The sequence below is a fragment of the Pseudolabrys taiwanensis genome, assembly GCF_003367395.1.
GTDB classification, from domain to species: domain Bacteria; phylum Pseudomonadota; class Alphaproteobacteria; order Rhizobiales; family Xanthobacteraceae; genus Pseudolabrys; species Pseudolabrys taiwanensis.
Window position 1 is genome coordinate 4,984,207 of record NZ_CP031417.1, and the last position, 22,244, is coordinate 5,006,450.

Consider the following 22,244-nt stretch of genomic DNA (forward strand, 5'->3'; position numbering starts at 1 on the left):
ACTGATGATCGCGCCGGCCAATCTGCCCGACGACGCGCCGCATCTTCTGGTGGTCGACGACGACCGCCGTATTCGCGATCTGTTGTCGCGCTTCCTCAACAGCGAAGGCTATCGCGTCAGCACGGCCGACACCGCGGCCGATGCGCGCGGCAAGCTCAAGAGCCTGAGCTTCGATCTCATCGTGCTCGATGTGATGATGCCGGGCGAAAACGGCTTCGACTTTGCCCAATCACTGCGCGGCACGTCCCAAGTGCCGATCTTGATGCTGACCGCGCGGGACGCCGCCGAGAGCCGCATCAAGGGCCTCGAGATGGGCGCCGACGATTATCTCTCGAAGCCGTTCGAGCCGCGCGAACTGTCGTTGCGTATCGCCAGTATCTTGAAACGCACGCAGCCGGCCGTGCCGCCGCCGCCGGCCGAGCAGGTATCTTTCGGGCCTTTCATCTATCACCTCGGGCGCGGCGAACTGCGCAAGGGCGACGAGGTCATCCGCCTCACCGATCGTGAGCGCGAGATGTTGCGCATCCTCGCCGCGACGCCGGGTGAGACGGTGTCGCGCATGGCGCTCGCGGGAAATGGCGGCTCGGTGAGCGAGCGCGCCGTCGACGTGCAGGTCAATCGTCTGCGCCGTAAAATCGAACGCAATCCGGCCGATCCGTTGTTCGTGCAGACGGTGCGCGGGATCGGCTACCGGCTGGTGATCGCCACATGACCAGTCTCGACATCGGCAATACCTTGCGCACGGCGCGCGACCGGGTTGTCGATGCGTGGCTTTGGTACGACAACATTCCGCCGATCCGGCGCATCCACGCCCAGCTCGCGCAAGTTCCGGACGGTTGGCGCCGCATGAGCCGATGGCTCAACGGCGTCATGCCGAAGGGCCTCTATGCGCGCGCGCTGCTGATCATCATCGCGCCGATGGTGATCCTGCAGTCCGTGATCGCTTTCGTGTTCATGGAGCGGCACTGGAACCTGGTGACGCAACGGCTCTCCGCTGACGTGGTGCACGATATCGCGGCGCTGGTCGACGTGTACCGTGTCTATCCGCAGGACGCCGATCGCACGCAGCTGCGCAAGATCGCGCAGGACCGGCTTGGCCTGGTGGTCGATTTCCTGCCGTCGGGCGATCTGCCGCCGCCGGGGCCGAAGCCGTTCTTCTCGCTGCTCGATCAGACCTTGTCGCAAGAAATGCGCAAGCAGATCGCCCGCCCGTTCTGGATCGATACCGTCGGCAAATCGGCGCTGGTCGAGATCCGCGTGCAGCTCGACAACACCGTCATGCGCATCTTCGCGCGGCGGAGTGCCGCCTATGCGTCGAACTCCGAAATCTTTCTGATGTGGATGGTGGGCACCTCGACGGTGCTGCTCACGGTCGCCATCATCTTCCTGCGCAATCAGATACGGCCGATCCTGCGGCTTGCCGACGCCGCCGAAAGTTTCGGCAAAGGCCGCGACGTGCCGAATTTCCGCCCGCGCGGCGCGCGCGAGGTGCGGCGCGCGGCACAGGCTTTCATCGAGATGAAGACGCGTGTCGAGCGCATGATGGAGCAACGTACGGCGATGCTCGCCGGCGTGTCCCATGACCTGCGCACCATCCTGACCCGCTTCAAGCTCGAACTGGCGCTGATCGACAGTCCCGAGACCGAGCCGATGAAGCGCGACGTCGACGAAATGGCGCGCATGCTGGAGGCGTATCTCGCCTTCGCGCGCGGCGATCTCGGCGAGAGCGCGGCGCCGACCGACATGGCGGAGTTCTTGGAAGAGCTGAAGCTCGACGCCGAGCGCCACGGCCACCGGACCACCGTGGTGTTTCACGGCACGCCGATCGTCACCGTGCGGCCGGCCGCGTTCAAGCGTTGTCTCGGCAATCTCGTGTCGAACGCCGCGCGTTACGCGCGGTCGATTTCCATCACCGGCCATCGCGATCACCGCTATCTGACGGTGACGGTGGACGACGACGGGCCGGGCATCCCGGTGGATCAGCGCGAGGAAGTGTTCAAGCCGTTCCTGCGGCTGGACGATGCGCGCAATCAGGATGAGGGCGGCACCGGGCTCGGCTTGGCGATCGCGCGCGATATCGCACGCTCGCACGGCGGCGATATCTCGCTCGGCGACAGTCCGTTGGGCGGACTGCGCGCGACGGTCAGGGTGCCTGTGTAGAAATTTTTCGACGGGCTATGCCCGGCTATGACATCAACGGTTTACGCCGCGTCGACTTCGGGCTCTTCGTCCTCGTAGCGATAACGCCGGCGGCGCCGTGGGCCGCGCAGCGCGCACGGGATGGCGCAGAGATCGCCGATGAAGCCGTCCCAGCGTTCGGCCGCCGCGAGCCCGCGATCGAGCGCGGCCATGGTGCGGTCGTGGCCTTCCGATTCATCGTCGACCCACACGCTCAGCACGCGCGCGAACATCAATGCCCCGCCTTGCGCGCGCAGGGCGCCGCGCGGGCCGGCCGCGCTGATGCCGGCGGCTTCCAGCATCCATCTTTGCGAGCGCACGGCCATGGCGTTGAGAGCGAGCGCGAGAGAGGGATGGCGTCGCGCCGAATACATCACCGAGCGCATGGCTTCCTTGTAGGGCGCGAGGACCTCGAGGCGGCGCATCAGCACGTCGAACAGCCGCTCGCGCGGCGGTTCTTCGCTCATGTCGTCTTCGCTGCCGGACAGGACCTTGTTGTCGATATCCTTGATGTGGCCGGCGTAGATCGCCAGCACCGAGCCGAACGCGGCGCGCAGCTGCGAGAGCTTCAGGCCGGCGCGGCCGGCGACCTCCGCCAGTCCGATCTCCTCCAGAGGACGCTCGGCGAGCAGCGCCATCAAGGCATCCATGGCCTTGTCGCGGTCGGAGGTGCCGCGCGGCGGCGGTGGCGATGCAGGCGCTTTTCTGGACGGTCGGCGGGCCATGGCGCTCTCCCTTTTTGTTCGCTTCCCAGAAATGTAGGAACGCGAAAGGGGCGCCACCAGGGCAGATCAGCCGGCCAATTCGCGCCCACGCCGGGTTGCAGCGGCGATGGCTTTCGTCAGCAAGGCGTCGAAGCCGCCCGGTCCCATGAGGACTTCGAGCGCGGCGGCCGTCGTGCCGCCCGGCGAGGTCACATTCTGTCGCAGCGTGGCCGCATCGAGCGGCGAGCGGTGCAGCAATTCGCCCGACCCGGCCACGGTTTCGCGCGCGAGCTTCGCCGCGAGCGTGGCCGGCAGGCCGGCGGCGACGCCCGCCTGCGCCATCGCTTCGGCAAGCAGGAAGACATAAGCGGGTCCGGAGCCCGACACGGCGGTGACGGCATCCATCAAGCGCTCGTCGTCGACCCATTCCACGGTGCCGATGGCGGCGAGGAGATCCGAGGCGAGCTTGCGCTGCGCGCGCGACACATTCTTGTTGGCGACCGCCACGGTGATGCCGCGGCCGATCGCGGCCGGCGTGTTCGGCATGGCGCGGACGATGGCGGTGCCCTTCGGCAGCTTGTCCTCGAGGAAGGCCAAGGTGCGGCCGGCCATGATCGAGACGATGAGCGTGCCTTTGCCGACGTGAAGGCCGAGCGGCGGCACGGCGTCCGGCGCGATCTGCGGCTTCACCGCGATGACGATGGCACCGGCCGCGGCGGCCTTCGCCTTGGGACCGGTTTTCGGATTAACGGTCACGCCGCGCTTGCCGAGCGCCTTGATGGCCTTGCCCGGCTGCGGCTCGATGATCGCCGTCTTCTTCGGCGCGAGGCCGCGCGCCAGCCAGCCGTCGAGCATGGCCTGGCCCATCTTGCCGGCGCCGACAAGCAGCAGCGGACCTTTGAATTTGGCGAGCGGTTTGGTGTTGGGTTTGCGAGCCATCTATCTCTCCGCCGTCATCGCCCACGAAGCGGGCAATCCGGTAAGCGCCGGCGCTACGATCGATAATCGGCGCCCCGATGTACTGGATGCCCCGCTTTCGCGGGGCATGACAAGAGGGAGTATGACAGTGTGAGGCGCTACGCCTCGCCGGAGGTCTCGAACATCGCGGCGTCGAGCGCTTCCTTCGCGCTCTTGCCGGCCCACACCACGAACTGGAAGGCGCTGAAATAGCGCTCGCAGGTATCGACCGCCGTGCCGAGCAGGGATTCGCACTGACGGCCCGAGGCCTCCACGCCGCCGGCGAGCACCAACGCGTGCCGGAACATCACGATGCCTTCCTTGATCCAAAGATCGTAGTGCCCGACCCACAGCCGCTCGTTGATCATCGAGATCAACGCCTGCACTTCGGCGCGGCGGCGCTCCGGTACCTTGAGGTCGAAAGCGCAGGCGAGGTGCAGCGCCTCGATGTCGCACATCCAGGTGTAGGACAGCTGATAATCTGTCCACTTGCCGGTAACGAGAATGGTGATCTCGTCGTCACCCAACCGTTCGAACGACCAATCATTGCCGCTCGCCAAGCGCTCGACCACGTCGAGCGGGTTGATCGGGGAATCGTCCGTGTAGCTCGTGAGGGACATAACGTCTCCACATTGCCGAATGGAGCGAGGGGAAACGCACGCCACCACACGCGCGCGGTTAAGATTCGACTCCGAACGGAGTCCAAAACCGCGTTGAAACTGAGGTTACGAGCTGCCCTTGACGGCGAGAGCGAATCACGAGGCTATTTGACTATAACCCGCTCGATTCCGCTCGCCAAAGGCAACGTCGAGGGGGAGTGAGCCGTGATTTGCGGAATCCGCGCAACCCGGCAGGGGCTGAATCTCCACAGACTATCGGGGCATGTGGAGAACTGCCCGTGGATAACCCTCTCGTCATTCGGCTCGCGCCTTCGAGGCGTCCCCGAATGACAACGGTCTCAGTCGAACAGGCTCGACACCGACTCTTCGGACGCCGTGCGCTCGATCGCTTCGCCGATCAGCGACGCGATCGACAGAATGCGAATGTTCGGCGTCGCCAGAACGGCGCTGGTCGGCTGAATGGAGTCGGTGATCACCAGCTCCTTCAGGCGCGACTTGCCGATGCGCTCGACCGCGCCGCCCGACAGCACGCCGTGGCTGATATAGGCGTACACCGCCTTGGCACCCTGCTTGAGCAGCGCATCGGCCGCGTTCACCAGCGTGCCGCCTGAATCGACGATGTCGTCGACCAGCACGCAGGTGTGTCCGGCGACTTCGCCGATCACGTTCATCACTTCGGATTCGCCGGGCCGCTCGCGGCGCTTGTCGACGATGGCGAGCGGTGCGTTGATGCGCTTGGCTAGGCCGCGCGCGCGCGCAACGCCGCCGACGTCGGGCGATACGACCATGACGTTCTCGAGCTCGCGCTCCTTGATGTCGCGCACCATCAGCGGCGAGGCATAGAGGTTGTCGGTCGGAATATCGAAGAAGCCCTGGATCTGCCCGGCGTGCAGGTCGAGCGTCATCACGCGGTCGGCGCCGGCGCGGGTGATCAGATTGGCGACGAGCTTGGCCGAGATCGGCGCGCGCGGGCCCGGCTTACGATCTTGGCGGGCATAGCCGAAATAGGGGATCACCGCCGTGATGCGGCGCGCCGACGCGCGGCGCAGCGCGTCCATGATGATCAGCAATTCCATCAGGTGGTCGTTGGCGGGAAACGACGTCGACTGGATCACGAAGACGTCGGCGCCGCGGACGTTCTCCTGGATCTCGACGAAGATTTCCATGTCGGCGAAACGCCGGACCACTGCTTTGGTCAGTTGCTGACCGAGATGCGCCGCGATCCCTTGTGCGAGCGCAGGATTCGAGTTGCCGGCGACGAGCTTGATCGCCCCGTTCTTGCCCGTCATCCGGAAAACCCCACTGCTTTTGCGAAATGCGGCGTGGTCATAACAAGGTGAAAGGCATGCGGCAATACGCCCCGAAATCGCTGTCCCACGCGAGTTTTCGACAGGATAAATGCAGCCTTAGCCCTAGCGGCTGAGGGCCGACAGCGACAGCGTCTCGGTGTCCGACAGCGAGGCGCTCGGCGTGCCGGTGCCGCCCTGGGCCGGATCGACCTTGGCTTGCGGGATGCGGAAAATACCGGAGGCCTCCGGTGAGGAATCGTTGACGCTGACCAGCGTCCCTTCTGGCGGGTCGGCCGGGGCCGCGGCCGGCGCCGTGCCGGGGGCTACTTCCGGCGAGGTGAGGAAGCTGGCGAGCTGATCCATGCTCGTTTGCGCGATTCGCTTCAGCATTGCGCTGTCGGCGACGGTCCAGGCGTCGCGCGGATGGCTCTTGGCGGTCTCTTCGCCGGTGATACGCAGGGCGCGGTTCTCGTCCTTGTCGAAGACGTCCCAGACCCAGGAGATCGTCGTGCGATCCTTCGCCACGTTGGCCGCGAGATAGCCGCGCACACGGTAGACCGACTGCTGCTCGCGCGAAATGACCGCGAGTTGGCGCGATTGCGCCTCGGCGCTCAGGTTCTGCACCAATGTGGCGAATTGCGTCTGCGGTGGACCGTCGATGGATTCGAAGGCGACAGTGGCGCCGCGCGGCATGGCTGTCATGGGCTGTGCGCCGTTCTCGTTGCAACCGGAGAGTGCCGCCGCGCAGACGACGGTCAGCAATGCGTGGCTTATGGCTCGACCGCCTAAGCTCCACTTCATCCAGCACCCCCGCAGCCTGCTTAGCCGACGCCCCCGCGTATGATTAAAATACTGTTAAGGTCGGCCGCCGTCCAGCCGCCGAGCATGCGACGATGTGCCGGGGTGCAGAGGGGCTATTCGCCGAGGGCGATGGCGTTGATGTGCCGCCCGTAATCGGGCTCGCCGCGCTGTGTGGTGCGCCGGTAACTGTAGAACCGGTCCGGCTCGGCGTAAGTGCACAGGCCGAGATCTGTGAAATTACCGACGCCAGCGCGTGCCATGCGGTCGGCGATATAGCTCTTGAGGTCGAACATCGCGTGGCCCGGCCGCTCCGAGTCGGTGAAGAAGCGCGCGTTGTCGACATCGGCGGCGAGGAAGCGCTCGACGAATTCCGGACCCACTTCGTAATTCGGCCGGCTGATGGTCGGTCCGAGCGCGGCAACGATGCGTGACCGATCGGCGCCGAGCTTCTCCATTTCCGCCAGCGTCGCTTCGATTACCCCGGTGAATGCGCCGCGCCAGCCCGCATGCGCCGCGCCGATCACGCCGGCATCGGCGTCGGCGAACAGCAGCGGGCCGCAGTCGGCGGTGGACACGCCGATGGCGAGGCCCGGCTTGCGCGTGACGACCGCGTCTGCGCGTGGCCGCGTTTCGGCCGTCCACGGCGCGTCGGCCACGGCGACCTCGGCCGAATGGATTTGGTAGGGCGTGATCAGATGGTTCGGCGCGACGCCGAGCGCCGCCGCCATCCGGGCGCGGTTTTCGGCTACCCTCTCGGGCGCATCGTTCGAGCCGACGCCGCCGTTCAGCGAGGCATAGATGCCTTCCGAAATTCCGCCGTCGCGCGTGAAGAAGGCGTGGCGGATGCGGGGGAGCTGGGTGAGGGTCGGTGCTTGGATCATGGCCGCAATATAAGAGTCGCGGTGGGCTTCGGCCACTCAGTCGAAGGCGGGCGGCACGCCGAGGGCCCTCGGCGCAAAGGCAACAGCCTTGAACAGGCCGCCCATCTGGCTGCGGCCGTAGCCTGTCAGCCGCTCCAGCGCCGAATCGATCTGCGCGGCGGCCCCCGGCTGCGCCCGCTCGCGCAATCGCGCCGCGCGTGTCTCGATGCCGAGGCGGCGCAACAGCTCGCCCTGGTCGATGGGCCCATAACCGGCAGGCCCCATCGCCTCGACCGCGCGCTTGAGGGCCTGGAAGTCGACATGCGCGGTGAGATCGATCTCGCCCGGCGACGTCAGAGGATCGGCATATGCGTGCCGGCCGACCGCCTGCAGCGTGTCGCCGACGTCGCTTTCGGCATGGCCGTAGTCGATCACCAGGGCAGCGCCGCCGTTCTTGGCCACACGGCGTCCGAGACTCATGGCCGCGCGCTCATCGCGCCATTCGAAAATGGCATCGGCCGGCGCGTCGCGCACGGACTTCGGCAGGATCGTCTCGAACTTTGGCAGTGGATCGGCGGCGTGACAGAAGGCCAGCTTGCCCTCCGCATCAATATCGATGCAGCGCTCGTGCCAGCCGCGCGCCGTCTTGATGGCCTGGCACACCGGCAACGCATCGAAGAATTCGTTGGCGACGATGATGCCCGGCCCGGGCGGCACATCCTCGAGCGTGTCGTGCCAGAAGATCGGCGTCGCGGGGCCTTGCAGCGTGCGCTCCTGCTGCACGCGCAGGATCGGATTGATTTCGACGAGATGCACCACGGCGGCTTCGCGCAGACCCGGCATGACGTTGAGCGCGCGCAGCGCATCTTTCATCAAGGTGCCGCGGCCGGGCCCGAGCTCGATCAGCCGGACGTTCTCCGGCGAGCCCATCTTCTTCCAGGTCGCCGCCATCCATAGTCCGATCAGCTCGCCGAACATCTGGCTGATTTCCGGCGCGGTGACGAAATCGCCGCGGGCGCCGAGCGGATCGCGCGTGGTGTAATAGCCGTACTGAGGATGGCTGAGGCAGAGCGCCATGTACTCGTTGACCGGCATCGGACCGGCCGCCTTGATGCGGCGGCGAATTTCGATCTCGAGCGGCGTTGGGTCGGTCATCAGGGGCTCCGCGCCGGATGCTTCATTGCGTAAGCAATAAAGGCAAGTCCGGCGATGAACAGCGGAATCGACAACAACTGGCCCATGGTGGCGCCGCCCCAGAGAAAGCCGAGCTGCGCATCCGGTTCGCGGAAGAACTCGCAGGTCGAGCGGGCGATCGCATAAAGCGTGGCGAAAGCGCCGACGATCAGGCCGGGGCGCTTGAGCGCGCCCATGCGGATCATCACCGCGAGGGCGATGAACAGGACGAGACCCTCGAGCGTCGCCTCATAGAGCTGGCTCGGGTGGCGCGGGATCGGTCCGCCGGTCGGAAACACCATGGCCCACGGCACGTCGGCGGGGCGGCCCCACAATTCGCCGTTGATGAAGTTGGCGATGCGGCCAAGGAATAGCCCGATCGGCCCGACCGCGCAGGTCAGGTCACCGAGCGACAGAATCGACAAGCCGCGCTTGCGGGCGAACAGCACCACCGCCAGCACGCAGCCGGTGAAGCCGCCGTGGAAGGACATACCGCCCTGCCAGAGCTGAAAGATCTCCAGCGGGTGGGCGGCGAAAAACGGCAGATTGTAGAAGAGCACGTAGCCGATGCGGCCACCGAGAATAATGCCGAACGTGACCCACAGCACGAAGTCGTCGAACACGACGACCGTAAAGGGCGCCTTGCCGCCCCACAGCCGCTCCGAGCGGATGAGCACGCGGGCATAGGCCCAGCCGATCAGAATGCCGAAGATGTAGGCGAGCGCGTACCAGCGGATCGCGAGCGGGCCGATGTGGATCAGCACCGGGTCGAAGGTCGGGTAGGGAATTACGAGCAAGGGCATGCTGGAGTCCGGATACACGGCCAGGTGCGCGCCCCCGCGCGCCGCCGTAAGAGAGTCGCCATAGGCGACTGGTAGCATGCCCCGCCTTGCAGCGGGATGACCGGTTTGGCGTTCTCCTCAAACGTCGAGGCTGTTCGGGCTAGGCGCCGGGCGGCCGCCGTCCTGCTTCGGCCGTCACGTTGCGCGCTTGCTGATCGCGCAGGCATTGCCGCAGTTTGCGGTCGAGAGCCTCGCGCGTATACGGCTTGCTCAGCAGGTCGACGCCTTCATCGAGCCGTCCGCCGTGCACGATCGCATTCTCGGAATAGCCCGAGGTGTACAGCACCGCGATACCCGGCAGGCGCTCCCGCGCCTTGCGGGCGAGTTCGGGGCTGCGCATGGTCCCCGGCATGACAACGTCGGTGAAGAGCAAATCGATCGGGGCGCCGCTTTCGACGATGGCCAGGGCGCTGACCGCGTCCTTTGCCCTCAGCACCCGGTAGCCGAGCTCGGACAGCATGTCGACGACGGTCGTCCGCAGGTCTTCGTCGTCCTCGACGACCAGGATCGTTTCGCTGCCGCCGGAGAGGGGGCCGGTGTCGGTATCGACCGGGATGTCCTCCTTCTCCTTTGCGCGCGGCAGATAGAGGCGCACGGTCGTGCCCTGGCTTGGCTCGCTGTAGATTTTGATGTGACCGCCGGACTGCTTGACGAAGCCGTAGACCATGCTGAGGCCAAGGCCGGTGCCCTGGCCCTCGCGCTTGGTGGTGAAGAACGGCTCGAACACGCGGTCGATGACGTCGGGCGCAATGCCCTCGCCGGTATCGGTCACCGCCAGCATCACATATTGCCCCGGCACCACGTCGGGGTGGCGGGCGGCATAACCGTCGTCGAGCTGGGCGTTCACGATCTCGATGGTGAGCTTGCCCTGACCGTTCATGGCATCGCGCGCATTGATTGCGAGATTCAGCAAGGCGTTTTCGACCTGCATTGAATCGACGAAGGTATTCCAGAGGCCGCCGGCGACGATGGTCTCGATTTCGATGCCTTCGCCGAGCGCGCGGCGCAGCATGTCGTCGACGCCGCGGATCAACCGTCCAAGATTGACGACCTTCGGCGCGAGCGGCTGGCGGCGGCCGAAGGCGAGGAGCTGGGACGCAAGCTTCGATCCGCGCATGACGCCGTCGAGCGCCATCTGCAGCCGCTGCACGGCGCGCAGATTGCCGGCAACGTCTTTGCGCAGGAGCTGGAGGTTGCCGCCGATGATTTGCAGCACGTTGTTGAAATCGTGCGCGACGCCGCCGGTCAGCTTGCCGACGGCTTCCATTTTCTGCGCCTGGTGCAACTGCGCCGCCGTTTCAGCGTGCTCGGCGAGCGCGGCTGCGACGCGTTTCTCCAGATCGTCGTTCGCCTGCTGCAGGACGGCCTCGGCCTCCTTGCGGTCCGTGATGTCCACGATGGAGCCGATGTAGCCGACGAAGCCGCCGTCCCCGTCGAACCGCGGCGCTGCGGCGGTGAGGACCCAGCGATAGACGCCGTCGCTTCGCCGCAGACGCAATTCGCGGTGGAAGAGCGTGTGGTCCTTGTGCACGACGCGATAGTTTTCCTCCAGCGCGCCGCGATCTTCGGGGTGGACGGCATCGAACGCGCCGAAGCCCAGCGCCTGCTCCGCCGTGAAACCGGTGAACTCGTACCAGACGCGGTTGAAATAATTGCAGGCGCCGTCGGCATCGCTGACCCACATCATGATCGGCGCATGATCGGCCATGTTGCGAAAGCGTTCTTCGCTTTCGCGCAGTCCGCGTGTGGTCTCCTGCCGTAGCCGCGCGAGTTTGAGATTCGAATTGATGCGCGCGATCAATTCGCGCGCCGAAAACGGTTTCGTCAGATAGTCGTCGGCTCCGGCCTCCAGGCCTTCGACGCGCGCTTCCTCGCCGGCGCGCGCGGACAACAGGATGACCGGAATATCGCGCCATTGCGGGTTGGAGCGGATCTCACGCAACAGACCGAAGCCGTCCATGCTCGGCATCATGACGTCGCTGAGAACGAGATCCGGCTTTTGCCGCTTGATGACGTCGAGGGCTGCGGCGCCATCGGCCACCGCCTCGACATCCCAGCGTTTGCCAAGCAGCCGGAAGATGTAATCCCGCATGTCGCTATTGTCGTCGGCGACGACGATACGCCGGACGCCGTCGTCGCGTAGCGCGAGCAGCAGGTCGTCTTCTTCGCCGTCGCTGCCGATTTGCTCGAGGCCGTCGCCGCTGTTCGGCAGCCAGCGCAACGCTTCCTCGACATAGGCTTCGGCGCGCAACGACGTGAGCGCCCGCGTTTTCGGCGCCGCGACGCGGTCGCCGGGAAGATGCGCGCTGCCGAACGGAATGGACACGTGGAAGGCCGTGCCGACGTCGACCGTGCTTTCCACATTGATGGCGCCGCCATGCAGTTTCACCAATTCCTGCACGAGTGCCAGACCGATGCCCGAACCTTCGAAGGAACGACCCCTTTGGCCTTCGACGCGATGGAAGCGCTCGAACAATTTCGGCAACTCGTGTGAGGGGATGCCGACGCCGCTATCGCGGACGGTGAGAATGACGGCATCGTCCGCGGTGCGCAGCGATACGGCGATCTCGCCATGAAAGGTGAATTTGAACGCGTTCGAGACGAGATTCAGGACGATCTTTTCCCACATGTCGCGGTCGACGAAGACCGGCTGCGGCAGGGGCTCGCAATCGATGTTCAGCGTCAGTCCGGCCCTCTCCGTCGCCGAGCGGAAATTCGATGCGAGCGCCGAAGTGAGCCGCGCCAGGTCGGTGGGCTCGTAACTCGCTTCGACGCGCCCAGCCTCGATGCGCGAGAAATCAAGCAGCGAGTTCACCAGTTTGAGCAGACGCAGGCTGTTGCGATGCGCGAGTTCGATGCGCTCCTTCTGCACATCGCTCAAGGCATGTCCGCTGTCGTCGTTGAGGGCGTCCTCGATCGGGGCCAGCATCAGCGTCAACGGCGTGCGGAATTCGTGGCTGACGTTCGAGAAGAACGTGGTCTTGGCCCGGTCCAGTTCGGCGAGTGCTTCGGAACGGCGCCGCTCCTCCTCGTAAGCTTGAGCATTGGCAACGGCGGCGCTGATCTGGCCCGCGGCCAAGCTCAGAAAGCTCCGATAGTTCTCGTCGAAAAGCCGAAACGGATTGAGGCCGACGACCAACGCACCGAGCCGGCCTGTGTCGCCCGTCGGCAGCAGCGGGATGACCGCCGCCTGCGCGGGCGACTGCGGCCACGGCCCCTTAGGCAATTGGCCGAGGTTAAGCACCGACAGATCCCTGACGATCTGAACGTCGTGCGTCCGGATAGCCTCGTTGATCGGCCACAGCGCCGCGCCGCTGGTCGAGAATTCTCGCGGCGCGGCCGGATGGCCCAGCTCTATCCCGCTCGTGCCGACGAGGGAGAGAACCGGGCTGTCGGGCTCGGCCAGATAGATCATGGCGAAGGGAAGGTCGCGCGTGTTGGTCGACAGCGCCCGCGCGCTGGCAGTGCAGGCGTCGCGCCAATTGCGCGCGGTGCTTGCTTCGGCGGCGAGGTGGCGCAGAAGGGCGAGCTGGCGCTCGCCGATGACGCGCTGGGTGTCGTCGCTGTTGGCGCAGATGATGCCGCCGACGCCGCCGGCCTCGTTCGGCACCGGGCTGTACGAGAACGTGTAATAGGTTTCTTCGGGATAGCCGTGGCGCTCCATCATCAGGAGCTGCGACTCGACATAGGTGCCCTGGTCGCCGCCGAGAGCGGTCGCCAGCATCGGACCGATATCGGCCCAGATCTCGCTCCAGACTTCCTTGGTCGGCCGGCCCAGCGCCCAGGGATGTTTGCCGCCGATGATCGATTTGTAGGGATCGTTGTAGAAAAAGATCAGATCGGGTCCCCAGCCGACCCAGATCGGCTGGCGCGATGTCAGCATGATGCGGATGGAGATCTTCAGGCTTTGCGGCCAGTTCTCCGGCGGCCCGAGCGGCGTCGACGCCCAATCGAAATCGCGCATGCGCGCGCCGAGTTCACCGCCGCCGGCGAGGAAGTCGAACTTCCCGTCCGGCCCGCCGCCGTCCGCCCGCGACGGCGCGGCATGGCCGTCGAAAGCTGCCGGAGCCGAGTCGCTGATATCTCTCACCCCAACCCCCATCCAATACGCCAAGCGGTTAAACTCGGCTTGCATCAGAGGGTTCCCTCCCGCGCTCGGCACCCCTTGCGATCACGCGCGGGGCTCGCCATTGTCCTGCCAGCAATTGTGCGGAGGGGTTCATGACGCAGACCAATAATCGCCTGTTCGACGAGATGGCGCGCCTGATGAACGACGCCGCCGGTGTCGCGCAGGGCGTGCGGCGCGAGTTCGATACCCTCTTTCGGGCCCAGGCCGAGCGCATTCTGCGCGAGCTTGATGTGGTTCAGCGCGAGGAGTTCGAGGCGGTCAAGGAAATGGCGCGCCTCGCCCGCGAGGAGAACGAAGCGCTGAAGGCCCGCATCGAGGCCCTTGAGGCCAAGGGCGGTAAAAAGGCCAAGGTCGAGACGGCGGCCGAGCCGCCGAGCACCCCGCCGCTCGGGAAGTAATCTTCCTTACCCTCCCCCGCGAAGCGGTGGGGAGGATCGGTTCGCCAGCGCTTGCGATGACGGACTGGGGTGGGGGGCTGCGGCGTAAGAGCCCCCAACCCCGACCCCTCCCCAACGTCGAAGTCGGGTCTACCCGACTTCGACCGCATTTAGCGCCGAACTCGGGCAGGCCCGACTTCGGTTGCGCAAGGGCTCGCGGGGGAGGGGAGCAGAAGCCCCGCTTTCCTTGCCCTTTCGGGCCCCCGCCGCTATAACCCCGGCCGAAACGCGGCCCCCGGCACCCCTGGAGGCTTGCCGCGTTCGCGGGCGGCCGAAAAAGCCGCCTTTTTCCATTGGCTTAACGAGGATACCGAAATGGCGAACGTCCAAGAGATGAAGGCGACGTTGCGCCCGAAAGCTGGCAAGGGGGCCAGCCGGGCAGCACGTTACTCCGGCAAAGTGCCGGGCGTGGTTTATGGCGACAACAAGCCCCCGATGATGGTGCTCATCGAGCACGACGAACTGCGCAAGCGCATTTATGCGGGGCGCTTCCTGACCACCCTGTTCCATCTCGAGGTGGACGGTACCAAGCATCGCGTGATCCCGCGCGACTTCCAGCTCGACGCGATCAAGGATCTCCCGATGCACGTGGACTTCCTCCGCGTCGCCGAAGGCGCCTCGATCCGCGTTAACATCCCGGTGCACGTGCGCAACGGCGAAACCTCGCCGGGCGTGAAGCGCGGTGGTGCGGTCAACATCGTGACGCACACGGTGGAAGTGATGTGCCCGGCCGACGCGATTCCGGGTGCGATCGAGGTCGACATCGGCGATCTCGAGATCAGCCATTCGAAGCATCTGTCCGACGTGCAGCTGCCGCCGAGCGTGAAGGTGATCGCGCACGGCGACATCACGCTGGTCACGATCGTGCCGCCGTCGGGTTACGCCGAAGAGCAGAAGGCTGCCGCCGACGCGGCCGCTGCCGCTGCTGCGGCTCCTGCCGCCGGTGCTGCGCCGGCCGGTGGTGCTGCTCCCGCCGCGGGTGGCGCTCCGGCTGCGGCTCCGGCCGCGGGTGGCGCTGGCAAGAAGTGAGGCGTTGGGCCGGGGATTGCGTGAGAGGGCGGCGACGCCATGCTGCTGTTCGTCGGTCTCGGCAATCCTGGCCCGCGCTACGCCGGCAATCGGCATAACATCGGTTTCATGGCGGTCGAGGCGATTGCCCGCCGCCATGACATCGGCCCGTTCCGCCGCAAATTTCAGGGCCTTGCCGTCGAGGGCAGCATCGCGCGCCAGCGCGTAATGCTGCTGTTGCCCGGCACCTATATGAACGAGTCCGGACGCGCGGTGCAGGAAGCCGCGCGCTTCCACAAGATCGGCGTCGGCGACATCGTTGTTTTTCATGACGAGGTCGATTTGCCGCCGTCCAAGCTGCGCGTGAAAGTGGGCGGCGGCGTCGCCGGTCACAACGGTCTGCGCTCGATCACGGCCCATGTCGGCAACGACTACAAGCGCGTGCGTATCGGCGTCGGCAAGCCTCAACAAAAGGAGCTCGTGCCGCAGCACGTGCTCAGCGACTTCGCCAAGAGCGAGAAGCCCTGGGTGGAGGCGCTGTGCGACATCATCGCCGACAACGCCGATCTCATTGCCGACGGCAAGGACTCGACGTTCCAGAACAAAGTGCACCTCGCCATGGTCGCGAAAGGCTTCGGCGAGGAGAAGGAGCCGGCCGGCTCCGATCGATGAATTAAGCAACGAGACGACGCGGAAGTTCTCATGGGATTCAAATGCGGCATTGTCGGCCTGCCGAATGTCGGCAAGTCGACGCTCTTCAACGCGCTGACGCAGACGGCGGCGGCGCAAGCGGCCAACTATCCCTTCTGCACCATCGAGCCGAATGTCGGCGAGATCGCGGTGCCGGATCCGCGCATGGAAAAGCTGGCGTCCATCGCCAAGTCCGAGCAGATCATCCCGACACGCATCACCTTCGTCGACATCGCCGGTCTCGTGCGCGGCGCGTCGAAGGGCGAAGGGCTCGGCAACAAGTTCCTCGCCAATATTCGCGAGGTCGACGCCATCGTGCACGTCGTGCGCTGCTTCGAGGATTCCGACGTCACGCACGTCGAGGGCAAGGTCGATCCTATCGCCGACATCGAGACCATCGAGACCGAGCTGATGCTCGCCGATCTCGAAAGCCTCGAAAAGCGCGTCGACAATCTCGAGAAGAAGGCCAAGGGCTCCGGCGAAGATGCGAAAGTCGCCAAGGAGATGCTCGACCTCGTCAAGCGCTCGCTGGTGCTGCTGCGCGACGGCAAGCCGGCGCGTATGGTCGAACGCAAGCCCGAAGAAGAAAAGCTTTTCCACTCGCTCGGCCTTTTGACCTCCGCGCCGGTGCTTTACGCGTGCAACGTCGACGAAGGCGCGGCGGCCACCGGCAACGAATTCTCCAAGCGCGTCGAAGCGCGGGCGAAGGAAGAGGGCGCCGTGAGCGTCGTCATCTCGGCCAAGATCGAATCCGAAATCGCCACGCTGCCGGCGGAAGAACGCGCCGAATATCTGGAGGCGGTCGGCCTCAAGGAGACCGGTCTCGATCGTCTTATCCGCGCCGGCTACGCGCTCCTGCACTTGGTGACCTACTTCACCGTCGGCCCGAAAGAGACGCGCGCCTGGACCATCACCAAAGGCACCAAGGCGCCGCAGGCCGCCGGCGTCATCCATACCGACTTCGAGAAAGGGTTCATCCGCGCCGAGACCATCAGCTGCGACGACTATGTCGCGCTCAATGGCGAAGCCGGGGCCCGCGACGCGGGCAAGATGCGCCTCGAGGGCAAGGACTATGTCGTGGCCGACGGCGACGTGATGCATTTCCGCTTCGCGAACTGAGCCGACGAAAAAGAGGCTTTACGCGGCCGCCCGCTTTGCGAAATGATAGCGGCATGCCGGAGCCCAAACTGTATTTCGAAGACTTCGAGCCGGGTGCCGTCGCCGTTTACGGCCCCCGGCTGGTGACCCGCGAAGAGATCATCGCCTTCGCTGCCGAGTTCGATCCGCAGCCGATGCATCTCGACGAAGTCGCGGCGAGCGCGACCCTCCTTGGCGGACTTGCCGCTTCGGGCTGGCACGCCTGTGCGCTGACCATGCGCATGATCTGTGACGGTTTCGTGCTGGACGCGGCGTCGATGGGGTCTCCCGGAGTCGACGAGGTGCGCTGGCTCAAGCCGCTGCGGCCAGGCACGCAGGTGCGTCTGCGCGCGACCATTGTCGACAAGCGTGCCTCCAACAGCCGGCCCGACCGCGGCTTCGTGAACTATCTGTTCGAGATGATCGACGAGACCGACACGGTGCTGACCACAATCACCACGCCGCTGATGGTCTTGCGGCGTGTGCCGGGGACAGCGGCATGAAGTTCTTCGAGGACGTGCTGGTCGGTGACGTTGACGAACTCGGCCGCTACACCTTCACGCCCGACGATATCAAGTCGTTCGCGCATCGTTTCGATCCGCAGCGCTTTCATATCGATGAGGAAGAGGCGGCGCGCTCGCATTTTGGCGCGCTTTGCGCGTCCGGCTGGCATACGGCGTCGATGTGGATGCGCCTCGCGGCCGATCAGCGCCGCCGCGAGGCGGAAGCGGCGATCATCCGTGGTGAGCCGGTGGCGCAATGGGGTCCCGCGGCTGGCTTCCGCGAACTGAAATGGCTGAAGCCCGTGTACGCCGGCGACACCATCGCGTATCGCGCCGAGGTGATCGAGACGCGGATATCGCAGAGCCGGCCGGAGTCCGGTCTCGTCGTGTCGTTCGCGAGCGGCGACAATCAGAAAGGCGAACGCGTGATCTCGTTCGTCAGCACGGTGTTCGTGCAACGACGGCCGGACATGCCCTGAGCGCTCAGTGGGCGGGCGCCCTTGCTTTGACTTGATGCACGACCGCCGACGGTAATACGTCGAGATAAGGTCCGAGCAGGAAGGCTTCGCCCGAGCCGGCACCGTAGATGCGATCATGGGCATCGATCATCGCGCGGACCGTCGGGCCGCAACCGGCAATCGAATCGACGATCAAGTCGTTGACCTCGTCGGCCCGTAAGTCGGCGCGATAACGTGGGTCGCCCACGAACTTCTGAACGATGCAATCGGTCGCGCGCTGCACGGCGGGCAACAGCGCGGCTTCGCGTTGTGGGGCGGAAAGCTGCTGCCACGCACCGTGGTCGATCTTCAGGGAAACTTGGGAGTCGAGAGACGCATGCAACACAAGCGACAATCCGAAAATCGATTTCAGAATCATCGTTGAGCCTTGGGCGAATCGGTTGCCTGCATCAGGCGTACCGCAACTGACGCGGCGCCGCACGTAAAACTTCGCGTTGCGATGGGTGGTCGGGTCGTTATGTCGAGGCGGCGAATGCGCCGGCTCACGCTAAACGATTCAAACGACTCGCATTTTCAGCATGGAACCCGATATCGGCCGCTGTCGTTGAACGACCATGACCACATCGGATTCAACCAAAGGCGGGCCTGACGCCATCCTGAGCACCGGTGCGGATGCGCCCATGAGCGAGGATCAGGAGCGGACTCTGCGCGAACTGTCGAAAGATGCGCGGGAGCCGGAAGCGTTCAGCCGCGCGCTGACACAGACGGAAGCGGCGCGCCGCATCACTGTCCTTAGAGCCAAACTTAAGCTGATGAGCGAGCCGCCGCACACTGCGTGAGGAACTCCGGTTCAATCCATGAGGAACGATCAGACAAGGCACCGCGTTGCAGGTCGTTCGCAGGGAAACAGGCAGGAGAGGAACTCATGACACAGTTTCGCCAAAAGGCGATCTTGGCCGCGGCTGCGACCGCGCTCGCCGCAAGTGTGACAACAGCTTATGCGCAGACCACCGTCATCACGCGTGAACCCGTGGAGCGACGGACGGTGGTTACCGAGGAGCCGCTGACGCTGACGCCGGTCCAGCGTCATACGGTGTATCGCACCATCGTGCGCGAGCGTGCCGCGCCGGCGCCGGCCCCGACAGTCGAGTATAGCGTCGGTACGCGGGTGCCTGCCAACGTCGAACTCTATAGCGTGCCGGAATCGGTAGCGGTCGAAGTGCCCGCGATCCGCCGTTACAAATACATGACCGTGAATAATCGGGTTGTGCTCGTCGACCCGACCACCAGCGAAGTGGTGGAAGAACTGGCCGACTGATCCGCGCGCGTATCGTCCATGAAAGCCGGTCCGGCACCCCGCCGGGCCGGCTTTCTTATGTGCTCTAAAAAGCAGCATTGTCGCGCTGTTTGCGCGCTACACGTCATGCGTGTGGTGGATTTTCCGGCCTCGGCGCATAGTGTCTGCTGAGGAGTAGCGTTATGGCGATCATTAATTATCGGGCGCCGTCTGAACTCTTTCCCAGCCGCAGCCGCAAATCTCGCCGCCCGATGGGCTACAAGCGTTTTCCGACCGCCGCCGAAGCGATCCGTTTCGCCATGGAGGAATTGCCGGCGGAATTGCTGCTCGGTGCCTATCTCGAGGTGGAAGAGCGCCGGTTCGACGGCAACGGCATCCGCGAGCTTTACGAGAGCGAAGATTATCCCTTGCCGCGCAAGGCGGCTAAGCCGGCCAAGGCCGCGGCCAACTAATCTGACATTTCCGTGAAAATGAATCGTCCGCGATGCGGCGGTGGGAACACCGCGCCCGTCCTCGCGTTATTTGGCCGCTTGAAGGGCAAGCTCATGGAATGGAAGCCGGCACATGGCCGATAGAACTGCTTTGGGAATGATCGGTCTGATGCTGGGCATGGCGACCATCATGGTAGCGTCGGTCGGCGCGTGGGTGATCAGCGATCACTTGAGTGGCCGCCTGCAGCTCGAAGACAGCATGCCCATCAGCACCGTTGCCGCGTCATCGGTTCGCTGAGCGGCGGCCGTTGTCTCGATCGCGTTGCCGGCAAAAAAAAGCCACCGCCGACAACGGCCGGCGATGGCTTCCCTCACCCCATTAAACGCTTATTCGGCCGGCCGGGCTGGACGGGGTTGCTTGTTCGGCGCGGCCTTCCATTGCGTGAGGCTGTCGCCGATGACCTTCATCGCTGTCATCGCCGCATGGCTCAAGCTCGCATAGCCGGCGATTTCACGGTTCACCCGCTCGCCTTCGGCCCGCAGCATTTCGCGCACGCTCTGCAGTTCGGTGATCACGCGGTCGATCTCGTCCATCGACGCGCCGGAGACGCGGCGGATGAGTGCGTTCAAGTTCTCTGCCACCGGCTGATCCTGTTGTGCGTCTCCTTCCTCGCGCGGACGGCGCAGGAATGCGATGTCGCGGCGGACAAACTCGCGGATCTCACCTTCGAAAGCATTCGCCGCGGCCTGATCGACGTCGCCGAGCTTTTCGGGTGGGCGTCTATCCGGAGGAGCGTATTTCTCGGGCCCGGACTTTTCGGCGCCCGCCTTTTCCCCCTCGCCAAGCCGATTGATGGCCGTCATTCTCTCACTCCTACAGAAGGCGCAATCACTGCGCGTTGACCGGTCGTCGCATGTGGATTGCCGCATGCGACTTGGGCAGCGATGGGGCAGGGGAATGGCGCGAGCGGGGCGCGGTGGATGATTTAAGCCGTTAAGAGACGGCTAACCCTCTCACCAATTCAGCTTGAAGCCGGCGCTGATGCTCTTGTTCACCGTGGCTTGGCCGACATCGCTGACGCTGGTCGTCACCGACAGCGGGCCGAGCAGCTTCTGCGACGCGCTGAACGTGTTGTGCGTGACCGGATCGTCGGACGTCGAGGCAAGCGCGGCCGCGAGCGTCGTTCCCGTCGGCACCACGTTGAACTTCACCGCCTGCTCGTTGCCGAACACCTGCGATCGGCCGCTGCCGCTGTCTTGCGGCAGCGCCATCATCGGCAGTCCGGCCGGGGCCGAGGGGCCTTGTGTGCCGTAGGTGTCGGTGACCGAAAGGCTGTTCTGCACGGTGACGGATAATGCGCTCCCGACCGGCATCGAATGCTTCACGGTTCCGGCGAGCCGGCCCTGGTCGTTGTTCGGATCGACACGCGCGTCGATGGTCGCGGCATCGGTCACGTCGATGGAAGCCCAGGCCGCGCCGCCGCCGGTCCGGCGGCTGTAGGCGTCGAGCGGGGCTTGCGGCTGATAGCTAACGGGATTGCTGCCGGAGAGATTGAGGTCGGCGCCGACTTTGGCGCCCCATTCCGGCGACAGGGTCTGGCGCACGACGACCGTCCCGGAACCATCGGGCTCCGCGCTGGCGCGGCTGATATCGAAGGTTTTGTCGCGCTTCAGCGTCGGCACCTTGAGCGACTTGCCGGACGCGTCGCCAAGCGTCGCAGGATCGTATTGCAGCGCGCGGCCAAGCAACGCGCTCTCGTCAGCACCGAGTGGGGCGGATTGTTCTGCGGCGTCGAACTGGACACTCTGCTCTTGCGCCGCGACGGGCGCGGCACCGAGCGCGAGCACAACTGTCGCCAACCGAGCGCAGGAGCGCAGGCCCATGTTCCCCATTTCCCTTACCAGTTGCCCGAATAAGTCAGCCTTGCCACGGAACTGGGGCAAACGTGTGAAAACGCGTGCGCAAATTTGCGCCAGGGGAGCCTAGGCTTTGGTCGTGATCAATAAGGCGGCGTGCGCGGGGGACGCCGGTCTATCGGCTGCGCTCGGCGAGGACGCGATTGACCGCATAGCCATCGTCGGCATCCGCCGGCGCCGGATAGGCCGAGGCGGCGAGCAGCGCCATCATCAAGGCGCCAGGAACGATAAGGCCCACGAAAATCGCGAGAGCGACTAAGAAACGTTTGAGCACGACACTCTCCTCCCCAACCATCTCGCATGGGTCGGCCGAAGAGGCTTGAAGGTTCATGCTGTGGGGCGGGGTTTCTTGCCCCCAAATGCGGCGCCGCGGTGGCGGGGACTGCAACCAGTTCCCGCGACTGTGTATTAGTACAGCGACCATTTCCGAAGGAGGAAACCATGCCCGCGTTGTCTGCGTTGCGGCCGGCCCTTATCGCCGGCGCGCTGATGTTGGCCGGCACCCAAGTCGCGCCGGCTGCCGACGAGGTCCCCCGGTTCAACATTGGGCCGAGCTGCAAGGCGGCCGCGACGGCCGCTGTCACCGCCAGCCGCGACGAGAAGGCGTGCACGGCCGATGAGAACACGGCCCTCGACAAACTGAAGCAGGACTGGAGTCACTACAACGTAAACCAGCGCGGCCACTGCGTGCGTCTGTCGTCGCTCGGTGGCTCGCCCAGCTATGTCGAACTCTTGACCTGTCTCGAACTGGCCAAAGCCGCGGCCGAGTTGCCCGACGAGAGCCTCAACCGCGGTGGTATGATCGAGCGATAG

The 22,244-nt window shown here is 65.1% G+C and carries 26 protein-coding genes; 13 read left to right on the forward strand and 13 right to left on the reverse strand.

The window, feature by feature from the left end; translation table 11 throughout:
- The first annotated feature begins 4 nt into the window (after positions 1-4).
- Positions 5-712: a response regulator gene (locus DW352_RS23700; protein WP_115693638.1), complete on the forward strand. Its 708-nt coding sequence runs from the start codon at positions 5-7 to the stop codon at positions 710-712.
- Entirely contained in the window at positions 709-2,160 is a 1,452-nt protein-coding gene (locus DW352_RS23705; RefSeq protein WP_245434231.1) for an ATP-binding protein, read from the forward strand. Before DW352_RS23700 ends, DW352_RS23705 begins: the two co-directional genes overlap by 4 nt.
- 41 nt (positions 2,161-2,201) lie before the next feature.
- Here DW352_RS23705 and DW352_RS23710 read toward each other — a convergent pair whose 3' ends face one another.
- The 9 genes from DW352_RS23710 to DW352_RS23750 form a co-directional block, all read right to left on the reverse strand.
- Entirely contained in the window at positions 2,202-2,903 is a 702-nt protein-coding gene (locus DW352_RS23710) for a TetR/AcrR family transcriptional regulator (protein ID WP_162827160.1), read from the reverse strand.
- A gap of 66 nt (positions 2,904-2,969) precedes the next feature.
- Positions 2,970-3,821 carry a pyrroline-5-carboxylate reductase gene (proC, locus tag DW352_RS23715; protein ID WP_115693640.1) on the reverse strand — a complete coding sequence of 284 codons (852 nt, stop codon included), beginning with the start codon at positions 3,819-3,821 and terminating at the stop codon, positions 2,970-2,972.
- 137 nt (positions 3,822-3,958) lie between these two features.
- A complete protein-coding gene (locus DW352_RS23720) occupies positions 3,959-4,459 on the reverse strand; it encodes a type III secretion system chaperone family protein (protein WP_115693641.1) in 501 nt (166 codons plus the stop codon).
- A gap of 338 nt (positions 4,460-4,797) precedes the next feature.
- On the reverse strand, positions 4,798-5,748 hold the full coding sequence (locus tag DW352_RS23725) for a ribose-phosphate pyrophosphokinase (RefSeq protein ID WP_115693642.1): 951 nt from the start codon (positions 5,746-5,748) through the stop codon (positions 4,798-4,800).
- 123 nt (positions 5,749-5,871) lie between these two features.
- Complete coding sequence (locus tag DW352_RS23730) at positions 5,872-6,450, reverse strand: hypothetical protein (RefSeq protein ID WP_162827161.1); 579 nt, start codon at positions 6,448-6,450, stop codon at positions 5,872-5,874.
- 212 nt (positions 6,451-6,662) lie between these two features.
- The gene (pgeF, locus tag DW352_RS23735; protein WP_115694578.1) at positions 6,663-7,430 is read right to left on the reverse strand and encodes a peptidoglycan editing factor PgeF; all 768 of its coding nucleotides are present in this window, start codon (positions 7,428-7,430) and stop codon (positions 6,663-6,665) included.
- Positions 7,431-7,466: 36 nt separating this feature from the next.
- Positions 7,467-8,564 (reverse strand): class I SAM-dependent methyltransferase, encoded by a 1,098-nt coding sequence (locus DW352_RS23740; protein ID WP_115693644.1) that lies wholly within the window; start codon positions 8,562-8,564, stop codon positions 7,467-7,469.
- The gene (gene lgt, locus DW352_RS23745; RefSeq protein WP_115694579.1) at positions 8,564-9,385 is read right to left on the reverse strand and encodes a prolipoprotein diacylglyceryl transferase; all 822 of its coding nucleotides are present in this window, start codon (positions 9,383-9,385) and stop codon (positions 8,564-8,566) included. Before lgt ends, DW352_RS23740 begins: the two co-directional genes overlap by 1 nt.
- A 139-nt stretch (positions 9,386-9,524) precedes the next feature.
- Complete coding sequence (locus DW352_RS23750) at positions 9,525-13,514, reverse strand: ATP-binding protein (protein WP_245434232.1); 3,990 nt, start codon at positions 13,512-13,514, stop codon at positions 9,525-9,527.
- A gap of 131 nt (positions 13,515-13,645) precedes the next feature.
- On the opposite strand from DW352_RS23750, the gene DW352_RS23755 reads away from it, so the two are divergent.
- The 6 genes from DW352_RS23755 to DW352_RS23780 all read left to right on the forward strand — a co-directional run bounded on the left by DW352_RS23755 (position 13,646) and on the right by DW352_RS23780 (position 17,807).
- On the forward strand, positions 13,646-13,951 hold the full coding sequence (locus DW352_RS23755; RefSeq protein ID WP_115693646.1) for an accessory factor UbiK family protein: 306 nt from the start codon (positions 13,646-13,648) through the stop codon (positions 13,949-13,951).
- 354 nt (positions 13,952-14,305) lie between these two features.
- Complete coding sequence (locus tag DW352_RS23760) at positions 14,306-15,019, forward strand: 50S ribosomal protein L25/general stress protein Ctc (protein ID WP_115694580.1); 714 nt, start codon at positions 14,306-14,308, stop codon at positions 15,017-15,019.
- 39 nt (positions 15,020-15,058) lie between these two features.
- Positions 15,059-15,670 (forward strand): aminoacyl-tRNA hydrolase, encoded by a 612-nt coding sequence (pth, locus tag DW352_RS23765; protein WP_115693647.1) that lies wholly within the window; start codon positions 15,059-15,061, stop codon positions 15,668-15,670.
- A 30-nt stretch (positions 15,671-15,700) separates the two neighbouring features.
- A complete protein-coding gene (ychF, locus tag DW352_RS23770; RefSeq protein WP_115693648.1) occupies positions 15,701-16,807 on the forward strand; it encodes a redox-regulated ATPase YchF in 1,107 nt (368 codons plus the stop codon).
- 53 nt (positions 16,808-16,860) lie between these two features.
- Complete coding sequence (locus tag DW352_RS23775; RefSeq protein ID WP_115693649.1) at positions 16,861-17,328, forward strand: MaoC family dehydratase; 468 nt, start codon at positions 16,861-16,863, stop codon at positions 17,326-17,328.
- A complete protein-coding gene (locus tag DW352_RS23780; RefSeq protein ID WP_115693650.1) occupies positions 17,325-17,807 on the forward strand; it encodes a MaoC family dehydratase in 483 nt (160 codons plus the stop codon). Before DW352_RS23775 ends, DW352_RS23780 begins: the two co-directional genes overlap by 4 nt.
- 4 nt (positions 17,808-17,811) lie before the next feature.
- Here the strand turns inward: DW352_RS23780 and DW352_RS23785 are convergent, their stop codons facing one another.
- Positions 17,812-18,267, reverse strand: a complete 456-nt coding sequence (locus DW352_RS23785) for a hypothetical protein (RefSeq protein WP_162827162.1) — start codon at positions 18,265-18,267, stop codon at positions 17,812-17,814.
- Between the two features lie 199 nt (positions 18,268-18,466).
- On the opposite strand from DW352_RS23785, the gene DW352_RS23790 reads away from it, so the two are divergent.
- From DW352_RS23790 to DW352_RS26985, 4 genes are all read left to right on the forward strand, one after another.
- Complete coding sequence (locus tag DW352_RS23790) at positions 18,467-18,625, forward strand: DUF3072 domain-containing protein (protein WP_162827163.1); 159 nt, start codon at positions 18,467-18,469, stop codon at positions 18,623-18,625.
- Between the two features lie 86 nt (positions 18,626-18,711).
- Positions 18,712-19,104, forward strand: coding sequence for a DUF1236 domain-containing protein (locus tag DW352_RS23795; RefSeq protein WP_115693653.1), 393 nt, complete (start codon positions 18,712-18,714; stop codon positions 19,102-19,104).
- Between the two features lie 161 nt (positions 19,105-19,265).
- Positions 19,266-19,535, forward strand: coding sequence for a hypothetical protein (locus tag DW352_RS23800; RefSeq protein WP_115693654.1), 270 nt, complete (start codon positions 19,266-19,268; stop codon positions 19,533-19,535).
- Positions 19,536-19,647: 112 nt separating this feature from the next.
- Positions 19,648-19,812 carry a hypothetical protein gene (locus DW352_RS26985; protein WP_162827164.1) on the forward strand — a complete coding sequence of 55 codons (165 nt, stop codon included), beginning with the start codon at positions 19,648-19,650 and terminating at the stop codon, positions 19,810-19,812.
- Between the two features lie 89 nt (positions 19,813-19,901).
- On the opposite strand, the gene DW352_RS23805 is transcribed toward DW352_RS26985, so the two are convergent.
- The 3 genes from DW352_RS23805 to DW352_RS26990 form a co-directional block, all read right to left on the reverse strand.
- Positions 19,902-20,444: a hypothetical protein gene (locus tag DW352_RS23805; RefSeq protein ID WP_162827165.1), complete on the reverse strand. Its 543-nt coding sequence runs from the start codon at positions 20,442-20,444 to the stop codon at positions 19,902-19,904.
- Between the two features lie 84 nt (positions 20,445-20,528).
- A complete protein-coding gene (locus DW352_RS23810) occupies positions 20,529-21,398 on the reverse strand; it encodes a hypothetical protein (RefSeq protein WP_162827166.1) in 870 nt (289 codons plus the stop codon).
- A gap of 148 nt (positions 21,399-21,546) precedes the next feature.
- The gene (locus DW352_RS26990; protein WP_162827167.1) at positions 21,547-21,705 is read right to left on the reverse strand and encodes a hypothetical protein; all 159 of its coding nucleotides are present in this window, start codon (positions 21,703-21,705) and stop codon (positions 21,547-21,549) included.
- Positions 21,706-21,872: 167 nt separating this feature from the next.
- Here DW352_RS26990 and DW352_RS23815 point away from each other — a divergent pair, with 167 nt between their 5' ends.
- Positions 21,873-22,244, forward strand: a complete 372-nt coding sequence (locus tag DW352_RS23815; RefSeq protein ID WP_115693657.1) for a hypothetical protein — start codon at positions 21,873-21,875, stop codon at positions 22,242-22,244.

What these genes read in the sequence shown, in the direction of transcription:
- DW352_RS23700 (WP_115693638.1), top strand. Translation starts at nt 5, where the DNA reads ATGATCGCGCCGGCCAATCTGCCCGACGACGCGCCGCATCTTCTGGTG.
- DW352_RS23705 (WP_245434231.1), top strand. Translation starts at nt 709, where the DNA reads ATGACCAGTCTCGACATCGGCAATACCTTGCGCACGGCGCGCGACCGG.
- DW352_RS23710 (WP_162827160.1), bottom strand. Translation starts at nt 2,903, where the DNA reads ATGGCCCGCCGACCGTCCAGAAAAGCGCCTGCATCGCCACCGCCGCCG.
- proC (WP_115693640.1), bottom strand. Translation starts at nt 3,821, where the DNA reads ATGGCTCGCAAACCCAACACCAAACCGCTCGCCAAATTCAAAGGTCCG.
- DW352_RS23720 (WP_115693641.1), bottom strand. Translation starts at nt 4,459, where the DNA reads ATGTCCCTCACGAGCTACACGGACGATTCCCCGATCAACCCGCTCGAC.
- DW352_RS23725 (WP_115693642.1), bottom strand. Translation starts at nt 5,748, where the DNA reads ATGACGGGCAAGAACGGGGCGATCAAGCTCGTCGCCGGCAACTCGAAT.
- DW352_RS23730 (WP_162827161.1), bottom strand. Translation starts at nt 6,450, where the DNA reads ATGACAGCCATGCCGCGCGGCGCCACTGTCGCCTTCGAATCCATCGAC.
- pgeF (WP_115694578.1), bottom strand. Translation starts at nt 7,430, where the DNA reads ATGATCCAAGCACCGACCCTCACCCAGCTCCCCCGCATCCGCCACGCC.
- DW352_RS23740 (WP_115693644.1), bottom strand. Translation starts at nt 8,564, where the DNA reads ATGACCGACCCAACGCCGCTCGAGATCGAAATTCGCCGCCGCATCAAG.
- lgt (WP_115694579.1), bottom strand. Translation starts at nt 9,385, where the DNA reads ATGCCCTTGCTCGTAATTCCCTACCCGACCTTCGACCCGGTGCTGATC.
- DW352_RS23755 (WP_115693646.1), top strand. Translation starts at nt 13,646, where the DNA reads ATGACGCAGACCAATAATCGCCTGTTCGACGAGATGGCGCGCCTGATG.
- DW352_RS23760 (WP_115694580.1), top strand. Translation starts at nt 14,306, where the DNA reads ATGGCGAACGTCCAAGAGATGAAGGCGACGTTGCGCCCGAAAGCTGGC.
- pth (WP_115693647.1), top strand. Translation starts at nt 15,059, where the DNA reads ATGCTGCTGTTCGTCGGTCTCGGCAATCCTGGCCCGCGCTACGCCGGC.
- ychF (WP_115693648.1), top strand. Translation starts at nt 15,701, where the DNA reads ATGGGATTCAAATGCGGCATTGTCGGCCTGCCGAATGTCGGCAAGTCG.
- DW352_RS23775 (WP_115693649.1), top strand. Translation starts at nt 16,861, where the DNA reads ATGCCGGAGCCCAAACTGTATTTCGAAGACTTCGAGCCGGGTGCCGTC.
- DW352_RS23780 (WP_115693650.1), top strand. Translation starts at nt 17,325, where the DNA reads ATGAAGTTCTTCGAGGACGTGCTGGTCGGTGACGTTGACGAACTCGGC.
- DW352_RS23790 (WP_162827163.1), top strand. Translation starts at nt 18,467, where the DNA reads ATGAGCGAGGATCAGGAGCGGACTCTGCGCGAACTGTCGAAAGATGCG.
- DW352_RS23795 (WP_115693653.1), top strand. Translation starts at nt 18,712, where the DNA reads ATGACACAGTTTCGCCAAAAGGCGATCTTGGCCGCGGCTGCGACCGCG.
- DW352_RS23800 (WP_115693654.1), top strand. Translation starts at nt 19,266, where the DNA reads ATGGCGATCATTAATTATCGGGCGCCGTCTGAACTCTTTCCCAGCCGC.
- DW352_RS26985 (WP_162827164.1), top strand. Translation starts at nt 19,648, where the DNA reads ATGGCCGATAGAACTGCTTTGGGAATGATCGGTCTGATGCTGGGCATG.
- DW352_RS23805 (WP_162827165.1), bottom strand. Translation starts at nt 20,444, where the DNA reads ATGCGGCAATCCACATGCGACGACCGGTCAACGCGCAGTGATTGCGCC.
- DW352_RS23810 (WP_162827166.1), bottom strand. Translation starts at nt 21,398, where the DNA reads ATGGGCCTGCGCTCCTGCGCTCGGTTGGCGACAGTTGTGCTCGCGCTC.
- DW352_RS23815 (WP_115693657.1), top strand. Translation starts at nt 21,873, where the DNA reads ATGCCCGCGTTGTCTGCGTTGCGGCCGGCCCTTATCGCCGGCGCGCTG.